The 14,780-nt window shown below is 40.3% G+C and carries 13 protein-coding genes and 1 pseudogene; 10 read left to right on the top strand and 4 right to left on the bottom strand.

Annotated features, from left to right (window positions below; all coding sequences use genetic code 11):
- Positions 1 to 3 precede the first annotated feature (3 nt).
- Positions 4 to 1,413 carry a dihydrolipoyl dehydrogenase gene (gene lpdA / locus ACRYKC_RS02950; RefSeq protein WP_433805175.1) on the top strand — a complete coding sequence of 470 codons (1,410 nt, stop codon included), beginning with the start codon at positions 4 to 6 and terminating at the stop codon, positions 1,411 to 1,413.
- Between the two features lie 65 nt (positions 1,414 to 1,478).
- Here the strand turns inward: lpdA and ACRYKC_RS02945 are convergent, their stop codons facing one another.
- A complete protein-coding gene (locus tag ACRYKC_RS02945; protein ID WP_433805173.1) occupies positions 1,479 to 1,853 on the bottom strand; it encodes a hypothetical protein in 375 nt (124 codons plus the stop codon).
- A gap of 585 nt (positions 1,854 to 2,438) precedes the next feature.
- Here ACRYKC_RS02945 and ACRYKC_RS02940 point away from each other — a divergent pair.
- The 5 genes and pseudogenes from ACRYKC_RS02940 to ACRYKC_RS02920 all read left to right on the top strand — a co-directional run bounded on the left by ACRYKC_RS02940 (position 2,439) and on the right by ACRYKC_RS02920 (position 7,753).
- Positions 2,439 to 3,223, top strand: a pseudogene (locus ACRYKC_RS02940) (ABC transporter ATP-binding protein).
- The gene (locus ACRYKC_RS02935) at positions 3,174 to 4,109 is read left to right on the top strand and encodes an iron-hydroxamate ABC transporter substrate-binding protein (protein ID WP_433805172.1); all 936 of its coding nucleotides are present in this window, start codon (positions 3,174 to 3,176) and stop codon (positions 4,107 to 4,109) included. Before ACRYKC_RS02940 ends, ACRYKC_RS02935 begins: the two are co-directional and overlap by 50 nt.
- Before the next feature lie 64 nt (positions 4,110 to 4,173).
- Positions 4,174 to 5,166: a FecCD family ABC transporter permease gene (locus ACRYKC_RS02930; RefSeq protein WP_433805171.1), complete on the top strand. Its 993-nt coding sequence runs from the start codon at positions 4,174 to 4,176 to the stop codon at positions 5,164 to 5,166.
- Positions 5,163 to 6,173, top strand: coding sequence for a FecCD family ABC transporter permease (locus tag ACRYKC_RS02925; RefSeq protein ID WP_433805169.1), 1,011 nt, complete (start codon positions 5,163 to 5,165; stop codon positions 6,171 to 6,173). Before ACRYKC_RS02930 ends, ACRYKC_RS02925 begins: the two co-directional genes overlap by 4 nt.
- A gap of 155 nt (positions 6,174 to 6,328) precedes the next feature.
- Complete coding sequence (locus tag ACRYKC_RS02920; RefSeq protein ID WP_433805168.1) at positions 6,329 to 7,753, top strand: aldehyde dehydrogenase family protein; 1,425 nt, start codon at positions 6,329 to 6,331, stop codon at positions 7,751 to 7,753.
- 183 nt (positions 7,754 to 7,936) lie between these two features.
- On the opposite strand, the gene ACRYKC_RS02915 is transcribed toward ACRYKC_RS02920, so the two are convergent.
- Together ACRYKC_RS02915 and ACRYKC_RS02910 are read right to left on the bottom strand one after the other, a co-directional pair.
- Positions 7,937 to 9,472, bottom strand: a complete 1,536-nt coding sequence (locus ACRYKC_RS02915; protein WP_433805167.1) for a glycine betaine uptake BCCT transporter — start codon at positions 9,470 to 9,472, stop codon at positions 7,937 to 7,939.
- A 40-nt stretch (positions 9,473 to 9,512) separates the two neighbouring features.
- Positions 9,513 to 10,577 (bottom strand): FUSC family protein, encoded by a 1,065-nt coding sequence (locus ACRYKC_RS02910; RefSeq protein ID WP_433805166.1) that lies wholly within the window; start codon positions 10,575 to 10,577, stop codon positions 9,513 to 9,515.
- A gap of 136 nt (positions 10,578 to 10,713) precedes the next feature.
- On the opposite strand from ACRYKC_RS02910, the gene ACRYKC_RS02905 reads away from it, so the two are divergent.
- Together ACRYKC_RS02905 and ACRYKC_RS02900 are read left to right on the top strand one after the other, a co-directional pair.
- A complete protein-coding gene (locus ACRYKC_RS02905) occupies positions 10,714 to 11,547 on the top strand; it encodes a polysaccharide deacetylase family protein (RefSeq protein ID WP_433805165.1) in 834 nt (277 codons plus the stop codon).
- A 199-nt stretch (positions 11,548 to 11,746) separates the two neighbouring features.
- Positions 11,747 to 11,860, top strand: a complete 114-nt coding sequence (locus ACRYKC_RS02900) for a GapA-binding peptide SR1P (RefSeq protein WP_085030086.1) — start codon at positions 11,747 to 11,749, stop codon at positions 11,858 to 11,860.
- A 66-nt stretch (positions 11,861 to 11,926) separates the two neighbouring features.
- On the opposite strand, the gene ACRYKC_RS02895 is transcribed toward ACRYKC_RS02900, so the two are convergent.
- Complete coding sequence (locus ACRYKC_RS02895; RefSeq protein ID WP_433805164.1) at positions 11,927 to 13,396, bottom strand: aminotransferase class I/II-fold pyridoxal phosphate-dependent enzyme; 1,470 nt, start codon at positions 13,394 to 13,396, stop codon at positions 11,927 to 11,929.
- Between the two features lie 124 nt (positions 13,397 to 13,520).
- Between ACRYKC_RS02895 and ACRYKC_RS02890 the strand changes: the two genes are divergently transcribed.
- Together ACRYKC_RS02890 and ACRYKC_RS02885 are read left to right on the top strand one after the other, a co-directional pair.
- Positions 13,521 to 14,480, top strand: a complete 960-nt coding sequence (locus ACRYKC_RS02890) for an NAD(P)H-dependent flavin oxidoreductase (protein ID WP_433805163.1) — start codon at positions 13,521 to 13,523, stop codon at positions 14,478 to 14,480.
- Positions 14,481 to 14,498: 18 nt separating this feature from the next.
- On the top strand, positions 14,499 to 14,777 hold the full coding sequence (locus ACRYKC_RS02885) for a UPF0223 family protein (protein ID WP_433805162.1): 279 nt from the start codon (positions 14,499 to 14,501) through the stop codon (positions 14,775 to 14,777).
- Positions 14,778 to 14,780: the final 3 nt, after the last annotated feature.

Below are 14,780 nucleotides of genomic sequence, written 5' to 3'. Positions count from 1 at the left end.
AGTATGGTAGTAGGAGATTTCCCAATTGAATTAGATACGTTAGTCGTTGGAGCAGGACCTGGTGGCTATGTAGCTGCCATCCGTGCTGCTCAAACAGGGCAAAAGGTAACAATCGTTGATAAAGGCAACCTAGGCGGTGTCTGTTTAAACGTTGGTTGTGTACCTTCTAAAGCATTGATTCAAGCAGGTCACCGTTTTGAACATGCTAAAGGCTCTGAAGATATGGGCATCCAATCTGAGAACACAACAGTCGATTTTTCTAAAGTACAAGAGTGGAAGAGCGGCGTTGTTCAAAAACTTACTGGCGGTGTCGAAGGCCTTCTTAAAGGAAACAAAGTAGATATCGTAAAAGGTGAGGTTTATTTTGTTGACAACAATACAGTCCGTGTAATGGATGATAAGAACTCTCAAACTTACACATTTAACAATTGCATCATTGCAACAGGTTCTCGTCCAATCGAAATTCCAAATTTCAAGTTCTCAGATCGTGTTCTAGATTCTACTGGAGCTCTTTCGCTGAATGAAATACCTAAGAAAATGGTTGTCATTGGTGGAGGTTACATCGGTACTGAACTAGGAACTGCATATGCAAACTTTGATACTGAAGTAACGATTCTTGAAGGAACGAAGGATATCCTTGGTGGTTTTGAGAAGCAAATGTCTTCTCTTGTTAAGAAGCGCCTTAAGAAAAAAGGTGTTGACGTCGTTACAGAAGCAATGGCTCAAGGTGTAGAAGAGAAAGAAGACGGAGTAACTGTGAAGTACGAAGTAAAAGGCGAAGAAAAAACGATTGACGCTGATTATGTACTAGTAACAGTTGGTCGTCGTCCGAATACAGATGAAATTGGACTAGAAGAATTAGGATTGAAAATGAGTGATAAAGGAATTATCGAAATCGACAAGCAATGCCGTACTAGCATTGATAACATCTATGCGATTGGTGATATTGTTGAAGGTCCTCCATTGGCTCACAAAGCTTCTTATGAAGGTAAAATTGCAGCGGAAGCCATTGCTGGTGAGAAATCTGAGATTGATTACCACGGAATTCCTGCTGTAGTCTTCTCTGATCCAGAACTTGCTTCTGTCGGATATACAGAGCAGGAAGCTAAAGATGCTGGGTTTGAAGTCAAAGCTTCTAAATTCCCATTCGCAGCGAATGGACGTGCGCTATCTCTTAACGATAGTGACGGATTCTTGAAGCTTGTCACTCGTAAAGAGGACGACCTTGTGATCGGTGCGCAAGTAGCTGGGCCGAATGCCAGTGACATGATCGCTGAGCTTGGGCTGGCCATTGAAGCTGGTATGACAGCTGAGGATCTTGCGTTAACGATTCACGCTCACCCAACGCTTGGAGAAATTACAATGGAAGCTGCAGAAGTAGCTATTGGACAACCTATCCACATTGTAAAATAAATTTAAATGAAAAAGAGCAGCCAAATTTTTGGCTGCTCTTTTATTTATGTGAAAAGAGAGAGAAATCATTGGACCATGACGATGGATTGCTCTAATTCATTTAAAATCTCTTTTGTTGGTGGATCCCCTGTAATATGTTTTACAACTTTGCCTTCTTTTTTTATGACAAGAGAGGGGAGTTTCTCTTCAGAAATGCCAATTTTATCTGCATTAGTTTTGGATTGTTTAAATTCAATATTCTTAGACTCTATCTGACTTGTTTTCCAATCCAACAAGGCACTTAAGTAGTTCTTTGCCTTATCCTTGTTATCCGTCTCTGTATAAAGATAAAGCTCATAAGAAGATTCTTGCGCACTTAAGACTTCTACATCTTCTGACTGTGGGAGACAGCCTGTTAATAAGAGCACCGACAAGATGGCCAGTAACGTGCTGAATTTCATTAAGTCCCACTCCCTTTCATTCCTTCCACACACAGTGTAACAAAGGGAATGAACAGGTTTGTTGATGTTAAGGAAATGTCATTTAAATGATATCGCAGTGTTTTATTATTAACCGACTTGTTAATCTTTATGAAATTTGTAAAGCTTTGTCCCTGATGATATTAGCCATTGTGACACAAAATAGTAAAGAAAGGAGGATGAATGATGAAGGATAAAAACAAGAAGCATAAAAGTAAAAGGGACTTGAATGCAATGAGAAAAGAAAAAGGCGAAAAAGAAGGAAAAGCAACGAACAAAGGAACAGAGTAAGAATTATAAGGGACTTGCGTATGCAAGTCCTTCATAATGTCTTTTAAGTGCGATTGTAACAGCAAGAAATAATTTGTCTTTTAACTACATAAAAAAGAGTAAAAGGTAGGAATTTAGTTGACATCCATTTGGATTAGGATTATAGTATTATTGGTAATGATATTGAGAATCATTATCAAATAAGAGGGGCGCATATTTACAGGAGGGCTATTCATGACTCGCCTACATACAAGAAACGTTAACGTTGGTTATGGAGATAAAAAGGTTGTTAAGAATCTGCAAGTCGAGATCCCAGATAAGCAGATTACAACCATTATTGGATCAAATGGATGTGGCAAATCAACATTACTTAAAGCGATGACGCGGATCATTCAGCATCAATCAGGGTCTATATTTTGGATGGTGAAAGTATTACTAAACAAAACACGAAAGAACTAGCTAGAAAGTTAGCGATACTCCCTCAAAATCCGGAGAGCGCAAGTGGGTTGACAGTTGGGGAGCTTGTCTCTTATGGAAGGTTTCCTTATCAGAAAGGATTTGGACGTTTAACAAAAAGGGACTTGGAAGTAGTAGAATGGGCACTCGATGTTACTGGAATCCATGAATTCAAATACGAATCTGTTGATGCTTTATCTGGAGGCCAACGTCAAAGGGTATGGATTGCGATGTCCTTAGCTCAAGAGACTGAGATGATTTTTCTTGATGAACCTACGACTTATTTGGATATGGCTCATCAGCTTGAAGTTCTGGAGCTCTTGAAAAGATTGAACCGTGAAGAAGGACGGACAATCGTGATGGTCCTCCACGATCTGAACCAAGCCGCACGATTTGCTGATCATATCGTTGCAATGAAACAAGGAGAAATAATTAAATCTGGATCTTGCGAAGAAGTTATACAACGGGAGGTGTTATGCCAAGTGTTTCATATTGATGCGGTAATTGGGCGTGATCCGAGAACAGATAAACCGATGTGCTTAACTTATGATTTATGGAAGGGAGAAGAAGAAACAAATGAAGAAATTATCTACAATCCTATTGCTTTTGCTAGTGCTCATTCTTAGCGCATGCGGAAGCAATTCAGGAGCAGCAGAATCTGAAGAAAATAAAGAAAACAGTAGAGAAGAGGCTTCTTCTGAAATGGTTACTTATGAATCTGAAAACGGACCTGTTGAAGTACCGAAAGATCCGCAGAGAGTTGTCGTTCTTTCATCTTTTGCGGGAAACTTGATGTCATTAGATGTGAACATGGTAGGAGTGGATTCTTGGTCCAAAATGAATCCAAGGTTTGAAGACGAGCTTAAAGGAGTAGAAACGGTTGCAGGTGATAATCTTGAAAAAATAATTGAATTGAATCCTGATTTAATTATAGGATTATCAAACACAAAGAATGTCGATAAACTGAAAGAAATTGCTCCAACAGTCACTTATACTTACGGCAAGCTCGATTACTTAGAACAACATATTGAAATCGGTAAGCTCGTTAATAAAGAAGAAGAAGCTAAACAGTGGGTAAAAGATTTTAAACAAAGAGCTGAGAAAACTGGAAATAAAATTAAAGAGAAAATTGGGGAAGATGCTACGGTCACCGTCATTGAGAAATTTGAAAAACAAATTTACGTATTCGGAGATAATTGGGCACGTGGAACAGAAATCCTATATCAAGAAATGGGATTGAAAATGCCTGAAAAAGTAAAAGAAATGGCGTTAGAACCTGGATATTATGCAATTTCTCCAGAAGTACTTCCAGAGTATGCCGGGGATTATATTATCTTCAGCAAGAATCAAGATGAAGAAAATGCATTTCAGGAAACAGAAACGTATAAGAACATTCCAGCTGTTAAAAACGGTAATGTATTTGAAGTAAATGCGAAATCTTTCTACTTCAACGACGCCCACACATTAGATTATCAATTAAAAGTTTTCCAAGAGAAATTCTTAGGTGAATAATTTAAAAGGAGGGAATCCATTATGATTCCCTTTTCTTAATCTACATAGGAAAGATGAGATTTTCATGAAAAAAATATCGTTTATTTATAAATTGATAATTACGGTACTAGTATCAATCGTATGTTTTGTGATTGCAATTCGCTATGGAGCAGCCGACATTCATATGAAAGATATCGTGTTAGCGCTAACGAGTGACGTTGAAAATAAAGGGACGCTGCTTATCAAAGAAATTCGCCTGCCAAGAGAAATAGGGGCTGTTGTCGTGGGAGCAGCACTGGCTGTATCTGGGGCAATCATGCAAGGTTTAACCAAGAATCCCTTAGCTGATCCTGGACTGTTAGGTTTGACATCTGGTGCTAACATGGCTCTCGCGGTTGCCCTTGCCATTATCCCGGGAGCTAATTACTTCTGGATTACAATCGCTTGTTTTATAGGAGCGGCTGCTGGAGCCGTACTCGTCATAGGGATAGGTTCCATAAAACGAGGAGGGTTTTCTCCTTTTCGTATTGTATTAGCGGGGGCAGCAGTATCAGCATTTCTGACAGCGATTGGTGAGTTTATCGGGCTGTACTTTAAAGTTTCGAAAGATATTACCATGTGGACCGCAGGAGGGCTTATCGGAACAACATGGAGTCAGCTTCAAATTGTTATCCCTTTTGTCGTTATTGGAACCTTGCTTGCTTTATTTCTATCAAAACAACTGACGGTTTTAAGCTTGAATGAAGAGTTGGCGATAGGGCTCGGCCAGAAGGTTCTCTTAATCAAAATTTGTCTGTTTGTCTCAGTTATTATTCTTGCTGGAGCAGCAGTTGCTCTCGTAGGTAATATGGTGTTTATAGGGCTCATGATTCCACACATTGTTCGTGCGCTTGCGGGTACTGATTACCGTTTCATCTTACCTATGTCAGTCTTCACAGGAGGAACATTCTTGCTGCTGGCAGATACGGTTGGAAGAACAATAAATGCTCCATATGAAACTCCTGTGGCAGCAATTGTAGCAATGCTAGGGCTTCCATTTTTTCTTCTAATTGTTAGAAAAGGAGGGAAGACGTTATGATTCATCCTCATTTGCTGCGAAAACAGCGGCTGTATGTCCTTGGCTTTGCTATTTTAATCTTAATAACTAGCTTTATCGCTATGGGGATAGGGTACTCTTCTGTTTCCTTTGATCGGATCATTCCAACAATTTTTGGTCAAGGTTCATTCAAGGAAGAGTTTGTTCTGTTTTCAATCCGGTTACCTAGGCTGATTATTTCAATGCTTGCAGGAATGGCTTTAGCCTTATCAGGTGCAATCCTTCAAACAATTACCCGTAATGATTTAGCCGATCCTGGAATCATAGGAATTAATGCTGGGGCAGGTGTCGCCATTTCAGTATTTTTCTTGTACTTTCCAATAGAAGCAGGCTCCTTTGTGTATTTGCTTCCACTAGTAGCCTTTTTAGGCGCCCTTGTCACTTCTTTACTAATCTATTTGTTCTCCTATCAAAAAAATGCAGGATTCAAACCGGTCAGACTGGTGCTTGTGGGAATAGGATTTGCGATGGCCCTTTCTGGGTCGATGATTATTTTGATATCTTCAGCTGAGCGTACAAAAGTTGATTTCATTGCCAACTGGCTGGCAGGGAACATTTGGGGAACAGATTGGCCATTTATCATCGCTATTCTTCCCTGGTTAGCCATTCTCGTTCCCTACACTCTCTATAAATCGAACCGCATGAACTTATTGCACCTAAGCGAACCTGTGGCAATCGGTGCAGGTGTTAGCATTGAGAAAGACCGATTTATCTTATTCATAATTGCAGTGGCATTAGCCGCATCTTCTGTTTCCGTTACAGGGGGCATTGCATTTATCGGCTTACTCGCACCTCATTTAGCAAAATCACTTGTCGGTCCACGCGTCCAGCTTTTTATACCAGTGGCTGTTTTGTTAGGTGGATGGCTCTTATTAGTCGCAGACACCATCGGCAGGAACTTAACAGATCCGAGTGGAATTCCTGCAGGGATCATGACGGCTATCATTGGAGCGCCATATTTTATATACCTTTTAATAAAAAACGCTTAATTTTGAAATAGCGCACATCTAAGACGGTGTGTGCTTTTTTCAATTCTATCGACTAGTGGGGAGGTTTCACTATGGATAAAAAAGGTAATGTTCAATAGTGGAAGCTCAATATAGAAATAGTTGTAGTTGACTTTTTATAGAAGGAGTCGGATAGGATGCGTAATTATCTCAAACATTACATTAATGGTGAGTGGGTTGAATCCACAGGATCGGACGTCGAAGAGGTTATCAACCCGGCTACTGAAGAAGTTATAGGTAAAATCAGCTTAGGAACGAAGGAAGATTTAGATAAAGCTGTGAAAGCAGCTAGAGAGGCTTTTCCTTCTTTTTCAACAATGTCTAAGGATGATAGAGTAAAAATGCTTGAACGAATTGCAGAAGAGTATGAGAAACGAAAAGACGACATTATAGAAACCATTACGGATGAATTGGGATCTCCTTTAGCAGTTTCTGAAAAAGTTCATTTTATGATGGGTTACAACCATTTTTCTCAGGCTGCCGAATCTTTGAAAGAGTTCTCCTTTATGGAGGATATGGGCGGACACACGCGTGTGAAAGAATCTGTAGGAGTCAGTGGTTTAATTACACCTTGGAATTTCCCAACAAATCAGACCTCTACTAAAATAGCGAGTGCTTTTGCGGCTGGCAGCCCAGTCATATTAAAACCTGCAGAAGTTACCCCGTTTGCCGCAATTATTTTAGCCGAAATATTTGAAGCAGCTGGAGTACCAAAAGGTGTCTTCAATCTTGTAAACGGTAAAGGAGACGTTATTGGTGATGGCATTAGCTCTCATCCAGGTATTGATTTTGTGTCATTTACCGGCTCGGGTAGAGTAGGTAAGAAAATAATGCAAAATGCATCAGAAAGCATTAAGAACGTTGCTCTTGAGCTTGGTGGTAAGTCACCACTTGTTGTATTGGAAGATGCGGACATCGAACAAGCAGCAAGAACAGCTGTTAATCATATTGCTACAAACACAGGTCAAGTATGTTCCGCTGCAACTCGAATATTGATTCCTAATTCAATGAAAGAGGCTTTCGAAGAAGAAGTCTTGAAAGTGCTCCCAGAATTTACTGTAGGAGATCCTCGTCAAGATAATAAAGTTGGCCCACTTATATCTAAGAAACAATGGAATACAGTCCAATCTTATATTGAAAAAGGAGTAGAGGAAGGTGCGACACTCCTCGCTGGTGGCACTGGAAAACCAGAAGGACTAGACAAAGGATATTATACTAAGATGACAGTGTTTTCAGATGTTAAAAACGATATGACAATAGCAGAAGAAGAGATATTCGGTCCGGTAATGTCCATCCTTACGTACGAAGACCTTGATGATGCTATTAGGATAAGTAATGATACCGAGTACGGATTAGCCGGGTATGTCGTTGGAGAAGACAAAGAAGCATTAAGGAAAGTAGCGACAAGCATCCGTGCTGGCCGAATCAAGGTAAACGATGCAGAGGCAGATTTTGCAGCTCCATTTGGCGGATTTAAACAATCTGGAATTGGAAGAGAGTGGGGAGATCACGGCATCGAGGAATATCTTGAAACGAAAACTATTCTTGGATATCCATCCTAAAGATGAAACAGGAGCTTACACTAAGCTCCTGTTTTTTTGATCAATCGGGAAGTGCTGATAGTTAACATCGACTCCAAGGAAAAATTTTGATAAGAGTAAGATACTCTAACAACAGGATCTGGAAGAACAGGCCATGTAAACAAAAAAAGACCTCCGCAAGTTGGACGGAGGTCTACAAACAAATTATCTAGTTTTCTTCTTCAAATCAACCTTCTTCGCTTCTTCGCTAAACGCGCGAAGGAGAGAGATACACATCAAAATCATTATAAAGATAAACGGAAATGCAGCAATGATAGCCGCTGTCTGCAAGGCACTTAATCCACCTTGCCACAATAGTACTGCTGCTGCTCCTGCTTGAATAATTCCCCAAGTGAATTTAACTTGGTTTCGTGGATTCAAGCTTCCGTTAGTAGTTTGCATTCCCAGTACGAATGTTGCAGAGTCTGCGGAAGTGATAAAGAATGTACTGATCAGCAGCAGTCCAATGATTGACATGACTGCACCAAGCGGTACATGTTCCAGCATGGAGAATAGAGCAACTTCTGTACCCAATTCGCTTACGTCAGAGTAGATATCGATACCATCAAAGAATTCTAACGAAATCGCTGTTCCACCAAATACAGAGAACCATAGGGCACCGAATACTGTTGGTACAAGCAATACACCTAAAATGAATTCTCTAATCGTACGACCTTTAGATACACGTGCAATAAACGTACCTACGAATGGAGCCCAGGAAATCCACCATGCCCAGTAGAAGATTGTCCAGGCTTGAACCCATGAATTATCTTCAGCAAAAGGTGTCATTCGGAAACTCATATACGGTAAATCACGAACGTAAGATCCGAATGTTGTTGTAAAGAAATCCATAATAAAGTTTGTCGGCCCTGCAAATAGCAGGAAGACCATTAACCCGATAGCTAAGACAATGTTTGTATTACTTAAATATTTAATTCCTTTATTCAATCCAGTCATAGCTGAAGTCATGAACAAGATGGTTACCGCAATAATGATGATCAACTGCAAAGTGAATGTATCTTCGAGACCATCAATCGTGTAGGCAAGTCCACTGGAAATTTGCAAGGCACCTAAACCTAACGATGTTGCAACACCGAAAATAGTTGCAAAAACACCAATAAAGTCAACAAGAGTTCCTATTGGTCCTTTGACACGTTTTTCACCTAAAACTGGCGTCAGGGCTGCACTGATAACACCAGGTGCATCCTTACGGAATTTGAAATAGGCAAGTGCCAGTGCAAAAATAGCGTACATTGCCCATGGGTGGAGACCCCAGTGGAAGAAGCTGTATTTCATGGCTGATTGCGCTGCTGCTTCACTCATAGGTTCCTGATCTGCAATGGGGGGCGAGTGGAAGTGTGATAATGGCTCGGCTGCACCCCAGAACACTAGACCGATACCCATACCGGCACTGAATAACATGGCGAACCAAGTGATATATGGATATTCTGGTTCATCATCCGGCTTGCCTAACTTAATTTTTCCATACTTAGAGAAAACCAAAAAGATAGCAAAAATCACGAATCCTGTCATTGACAGTAAATAGAACCATCCGAATTTATCAGTTAAAAATCCTTGGATGGTTGATGTTACGTTGGTTAAATTCCATGTTGGTAACGTTTCTTTAGGGATGACTCCCCAAATGATAAATAAGAAGGCTACAACAACAGAAATATAAAAAACTTTTGAAACTTGTTTCATTGATATCATCCCTCCTATTTAGTGTTTGTTCTCACTCACTTTATAAGTAACACTCATGGACCATAGGCTTGTGTTTTTCAGACATGCTTTGAAGCTCCTCAAGGACATCATGAAAGCATAAAAGTTCATAAATCAAAATGGTCTGAGGAGGTAAGTGATGTCTGAATCCCGTTTGCTTTTCTACATGTTCTTCTTTCCACTTCCAGAATACATCATCCAACTGTTCAACTCTTTGGAATTGATCCTCGCTAATGCCGTGTGTGGGATCTTGAAGAACTTTCACAAAATCTTCTGTTAAAGTGAGTAAGAGCTCTTTTTCTTTTTCGGTAAAATCAGATGACTGTGTTTTTACGTATTGCAAATTTCCCAAATGGTAGGCAATTTGTTGGAATGCGCCTAACTTTTTTTGAGAAAACTGAAAGGCCGACATTTCTTTCTTCGTGTGCTTATGGTACTTCCACTCTTCACGTTGAAATTGTGACAATTGGTATGTTCTCTCTAAGTGCGCCGTCAATTGCCTGTAAGACCTTTGAATTCCCCGGTTTTTCTCTTTAGATTCTGCTACAATGTCTGAAATTATACGTTCAAGCAGCACCGCAGCGTGATTATACAAAGAATTTATATCTTTGTAAATCATGGGGGAATAATTGGGTGGTAAAAGGAAAAAATTCACAAGAGTTGAAATGATGATTCCAATTGAAGTTGTACCCAATCTTGTAAAGAACGAAACAATGTAATGTTCTTGAAAGTCAGGAATCATGGCGATAGCTGTGATGGTAGCAACGATGATCCCGTCATCCAGACGCAGTTTATGACACACTGCAATCGTAATCATAGCAACGAGCCCAAATGTCAGTGCACCTTTTCCTAAAATAGCGTATAAGGATGTGGCCAATAAAGCTCCTATCGCTGATGCAGGAAAGCGCACGAACGCTTTTTTGATAGAATCTGCAGCCGTATGTTCTACCGTAACAATAGCTGTGATTACAGCAAAAATGATAGGCAAATTAAAAAAACCGCAGATTAATGCAGTTAAGAACACAGAAATCCCTGTTTTTAAAGTTCTTCCTCCAAGAATTTTGAACTTTTTAAGAGATTGAATCATAAAAATCACCTATTATGAAGAAATGCTATGGACCACGATTAGTCATTATATAATAAATTCCCCAAAAACGATAGATAAAATCCTATTTCTTCTTATATAATAGTAGTTGGAAATTCATAACAGTGGAGGGTCATCTATGAAAAAGTGGGTTGGAATTGTGCTGCTTGTTTTGCTGCTAGCAGCTTGTGACGGTGCTTCAAGTATAAGCAAGCAGGAAGAGGAAAGCAACGAAGAAAAGAAGACAGAACAGTCGGAGAAGAATAAGGAAAATGAAAATACAAAGAAGGAAGAAGAACAAAAAGATAATAAGACCACAGAGCCTGCAAGCACAACACCTGAACAACCACAATATCAATTGACTGGTAACTGGTCTTTTGAGCCATTTGGGGATGCTAATCCTAAAGTAGCTTTAATTACTATTGATGACGCACCTGATAACCATGGGGTTGAAATGGCAAAAACTCTTAAAGATCTTGACGCCCCAGCAATCTTTTTCGTGAATGGTCATTTCATTGATACACCTGAAGGAGCAGAAGAATTAAAGAAGATTCATGAAATGGGATTTCCGATCGGGAATCATACATATAGCCATTCTTCCTTACCTGATCTTTCTCAAGAAGAACAAAAAGAAGAAATTATCGGTCTGAATGATCGTATCGAAGAAATCATCGGTGAGCGTCCTAAATTCTTCCGTGCTCCATTTGGACAGAACACCGAATACTCTAAGCAATTAGCTGTAGAAGAAAATATGCTGCTTATGAACTGGACGTACGGCTACGATTGGAATCAGGAATATATGGATGCGACAAAATTAGCGGATATAATGGTCAATACAGACCTGTTGGGTAATGGAGCTAATTTATTGATGCATGACAGGGAATGGACAGCTAAAGCCCTTCCTGACATTGTCCAAGGATTGAAAGACAAAGGGTATGAGCTCCTCGACCCGGCACTAATTAAAACACCATAAAGAAAAAACGGAAATCTCAAGAGATTTCCGTTTTTTCTTGGACTATTTATTTTAAGAATGTCATACATATAATAGTGATGAACTTAATTAGTATGTCACAAAATATAAAATGTTATACTTTTGGGCTTGATTTTTGGATTGTGCCATATTAAAATGAACTTACAGTGAAAACGATTACAAATATTAAGGAGTGGGTGTAATGGGTACAATCGTATGTCAAGACTGCCAAAAAGTGATTGAGCATTATGAAAATGAGAAGGTTTCTACTCTTTACAGCACGTGTCCGACTTGCAATACTTCAGAAAAGAAATAATTGATCATCATAGAAAAGCCATCCCGGCGTAAATCGTCGGGATGGCTTTTTTGGTGATCTATAGGGTTATTTAAACGCATGCTGTTCCTGTATAACATGAATGGTTTCTAATGTGTCATCCTCAGGTCCTTGGACAGGAAGGCCTGCTTCAATATTTTCTTGAATGTATTGGATGTTTTCTTCTGTAATGATTTCACCAGGGATAAAAATCGGGATTCCTGGAGGGTAGACCATTACAAATTCTGCACTAATTCTTCCTATTGAAGATTTTAACGGAACGACTTCGGTTGATGCATAGAAAGCATCTCGTGGTGTGAGTGAAAGAACAGGTATTTGTGGCACTTTGACAGCTACCTCTTTCATTTCATGTGAGGGAGAACACCGTTCAGAGAGCTCTGACAAAGCACGAATTAATTGACCTAAATCTTCTTCGCTATCTCCGGGAGTGACGATACACAAGAGATTGTATAGATCTGAAAGCTCTACTTCTATGTTGTAGTTTTCCCGCAGCCACACTTCAACGTCATAACCTGTAACCCCAAGATTTTTTACAGAAATAATCAGCTTAGTAGGGTCATAATCAAAGGTGGCTTCACTTCCTAAAATATCTTCGCCGGGACAATAAATCGCTGGGATTTCATTCAGTCTTCCTCTGGCGTCGTCCGCGAGAGATAAGCATTTATCTAACAAACTCCTACCATGGATAGCTAAGTGTCGTCTTGCAGCATCCAGCGAGGCAAGAAGGATATAGGAAGTTGAAGTCGTGGTAAGCATCGAAAGAATAGTCTGTACACGTTCATGAGAAACAAGACCTTCGCGCAAATTGAGGACCGAGCTTTGGGTCAGAGAACCCCCAAGTTTATGGACACTTGTAGCCGCTAAGTCTGCGCCTGCCTGCATTGCTGAAAGGGGAAGCCGCTCATGAAAATGAATGTGGACCCCATGTGCTTCATCTACCAGCACAGGAATTTCAAACGAATGAGCGATCTCAACAATCTTTCTCAAATCAGCCGTTATACCAAAGTACGTAGGATTGATGACTAGAACGCCCTTAGCATCAGGGTTTGCTTCACATGCTCTCCCTACAGCCTCAGGTGTAATTCCGTGAGAGATACCCAATCTGTCATCTAGTTCAGGATGAATGAATACAGGTTTGGCCCCTGAAAAAATAATCGCGGTTGTAATCGATTTATGGACGTTCCTTGGAACTATTATTTTATCTCCAGGATGGCAGACGCTCATGATCATAGTCATAATAGCTCCTGATGTCCCCTGAACAGAAAAGAATGTATAGTCAGCTCCGAAAGCTTCTGCAGCCAGTTCCTGTGCTTGTTGAATCATCCCATGAGGATGGTGAAGATCATCTAAGGGTTCAATATTAATCAGATCAATGGAGAGAGCATTTTCACCGATAAAGTCACGGTACTCTTCATCCATGCCTTTTCCGCTTTTATGACCTGGGATGTGAAATTGAATAGGTTTTTTTGCAGCGTGCTCTTTGACACCTGTAAATAAAGGAGTTTCATTTTGTTTCATGAATTGTTTGCACCTCTTTATATATTGAAAGCAACTGAATTATAGCAGTTTCACTATAAACTGGCTAGTTATTTTTCTCATCTCAATCGGCTCATGGTAAAATACGGGATAAGGGAGGGATAGGATGAATTGGAAAACAAATGTGACAGAGTTAATGAATATTTCGTATCCTATTATTCAAGGAGGGCTTGCTCATCTTGCTTATTCAGATCTCGCTGCAGCTGTTTCTAATGCAGGGGGGTTAGGGCAAATTACTGCGATGAGCATGGATGGACCAGAACAGTTACGAGATGAGATTAGAAAGGTCCGACGAATGACTGAGAATCCATTTGGGGTAAACTTTGCTATTGGACAGCACGGAAGACCCTTTGAAGATCGAGTCCAAGTAGCTATTGATGAAAAAGTTCCTGCTATTTCGGTCACAGGTGGAAATCCTAAGCCGGTATTGGACATGGTTCAGGGTACAGGGATTAAAACTCTCGTATTGGTAGCTGCTCGCCGTCAAGCGGTTAAAGCAGAGGAGCTTGGAGCAGACGCAGTCATGGTAGTCGGCCACGAAGGCGGTGGACACCTTGGAAGGGACGACGTAGGGACTTTTGTTCTGACACCTCAAGTTGTAGATGCTGTTTCTATTCCGGTAATCGCTTCTGGAGGAATCGGTGATGGAAGAGGGTGGATGGCTGCGCTAGCACTTGGTGCGGAAGGCATCGAGATGGGAACACGGTTCATCGCAACTAAAGAATGTATTCACGCCCATGAAAGCTATAAACAAGCATTGATAGAAGCGGATGAGACGTCGACCACTGTCATTAAGCGCAGCATTAAGGCACCTGCAAGAGCTTTGAAAAATAGCTGGACAGACCAGATTATTGAGTTGGAGAAAACGAATCCAGGTTATGAAGGATTAAAGACTTATATAAGCGGAGAAGCTAACAAGAAATATATTTATGATGGTTCTGGAGAAGAGGGCTTCGGGTGGGCCGGTCAGGTCACTTCAAGAATTCATGATGTCCCGACCGTTGAACAGCTTTTCCAGCGAATGATAAAGGACGCGGAACAAATCCGAACGAGATGGTCAATGTAATACATAAGGAGGTCTAACATGAGCTATAGTTATCCAATTGATGAAACGTATTGGTCAAAGGAAGAAATCATTGATGTCGTTAATTTTTATTCAATGGTGGAGCAGGCCTATGAAAAAAGTGTGAGCAGAGATGATTTACTGCTTGCTTATACTCGGTTTAAGCAGATTGTTCCATCCAAAAGTGAAGAGAAGAAGTTATGTGGAGAGTTTGAAAAAGAATCCGGGTACTCCTGTTATCATACAGTAAAAAAAGCGAAAGCTCTTGCCCAGGGTGATCGGGTCAGTATGAAACAATAATAT

The organism is Halobacillus sp. A1-3 (assembly GCF_050971765.1).
In the GTDB taxonomy this organism is placed as follows: domain Bacteria; phylum Bacillota; class Bacilli; order Bacillales; family Halobacillaceae; genus Halobacillus; species Halobacillus mangrovi_B.
This window is presented reverse-complemented; position numbering and strand designations above follow the sequence as displayed.

Coding starts and splice junctions, on each gene's coding strand:
- ACRYKC_RS02925 (WP_433805169.1), top strand. CDS start 5,163: ATGATTCATCCTCATTTGCTGCGAAAACAGCGGCTGTATGTCCTTGGC.
- ACRYKC_RS02920 (WP_433805168.1), top strand. CDS start 6,329: ATGCGTAATTATCTCAAACATTACATTAATGGTGAGTGGGTTGAATCC.
- lpdA (WP_433805175.1), top strand. CDS start 4: ATGGTAGTAGGAGATTTCCCAATTGAATTAGATACGTTAGTCGTTGGA.
- ACRYKC_RS02935 (WP_433805172.1), top strand. CDS start 3,174: ATGAAGAAATTATCTACAATCCTATTGCTTTTGCTAGTGCTCATTCTT.
- ACRYKC_RS02890 (WP_433805163.1), top strand. CDS start 13,521: ATGAATTGGAAAACAAATGTGACAGAGTTAATGAATATTTCGTATCCT.
- ACRYKC_RS02930 (WP_433805171.1), top strand. CDS start 4,174: ATGAAAAAAATATCGTTTATTTATAAATTGATAATTACGGTACTAGTA.
- ACRYKC_RS02905 (WP_433805165.1), top strand. CDS start 10,714: ATGAAAAAGTGGGTTGGAATTGTGCTGCTTGTTTTGCTGCTAGCAGCT.
- ACRYKC_RS02915 (WP_433805167.1), bottom strand. CDS start 9,472: ATGAAACAAGTTTCAAAAGTTTTTTATATTTCTGTTGTTGTAGCCTTC.
- ACRYKC_RS02885 (WP_433805162.1), top strand. CDS start 14,499: ATGAGCTATAGTTATCCAATTGATGAAACGTATTGGTCAAAGGAAGAA.
- ACRYKC_RS02945 (WP_433805173.1), bottom strand. CDS start 1,853: ATGAAATTCAGCACGTTACTGGCCATCTTGTCGGTGCTCTTATTAACA.
- ACRYKC_RS02895 (WP_433805164.1), bottom strand. CDS start 13,396: ATGAAACAAAATGAAACTCCTTTATTTACAGGTGTCAAAGAGCACGCT.
- ACRYKC_RS02900 (WP_085030086.1), top strand. CDS start 11,747: ATGGGTACAATCGTATGTCAAGACTGCCAAAAAGTGATTGAGCATTAT.
- ACRYKC_RS02910 (WP_433805166.1), bottom strand. CDS start 10,577: ATGATTCAATCTCTTAAAAAGTTCAAAATTCTTGGAGGAAGAACTTTA.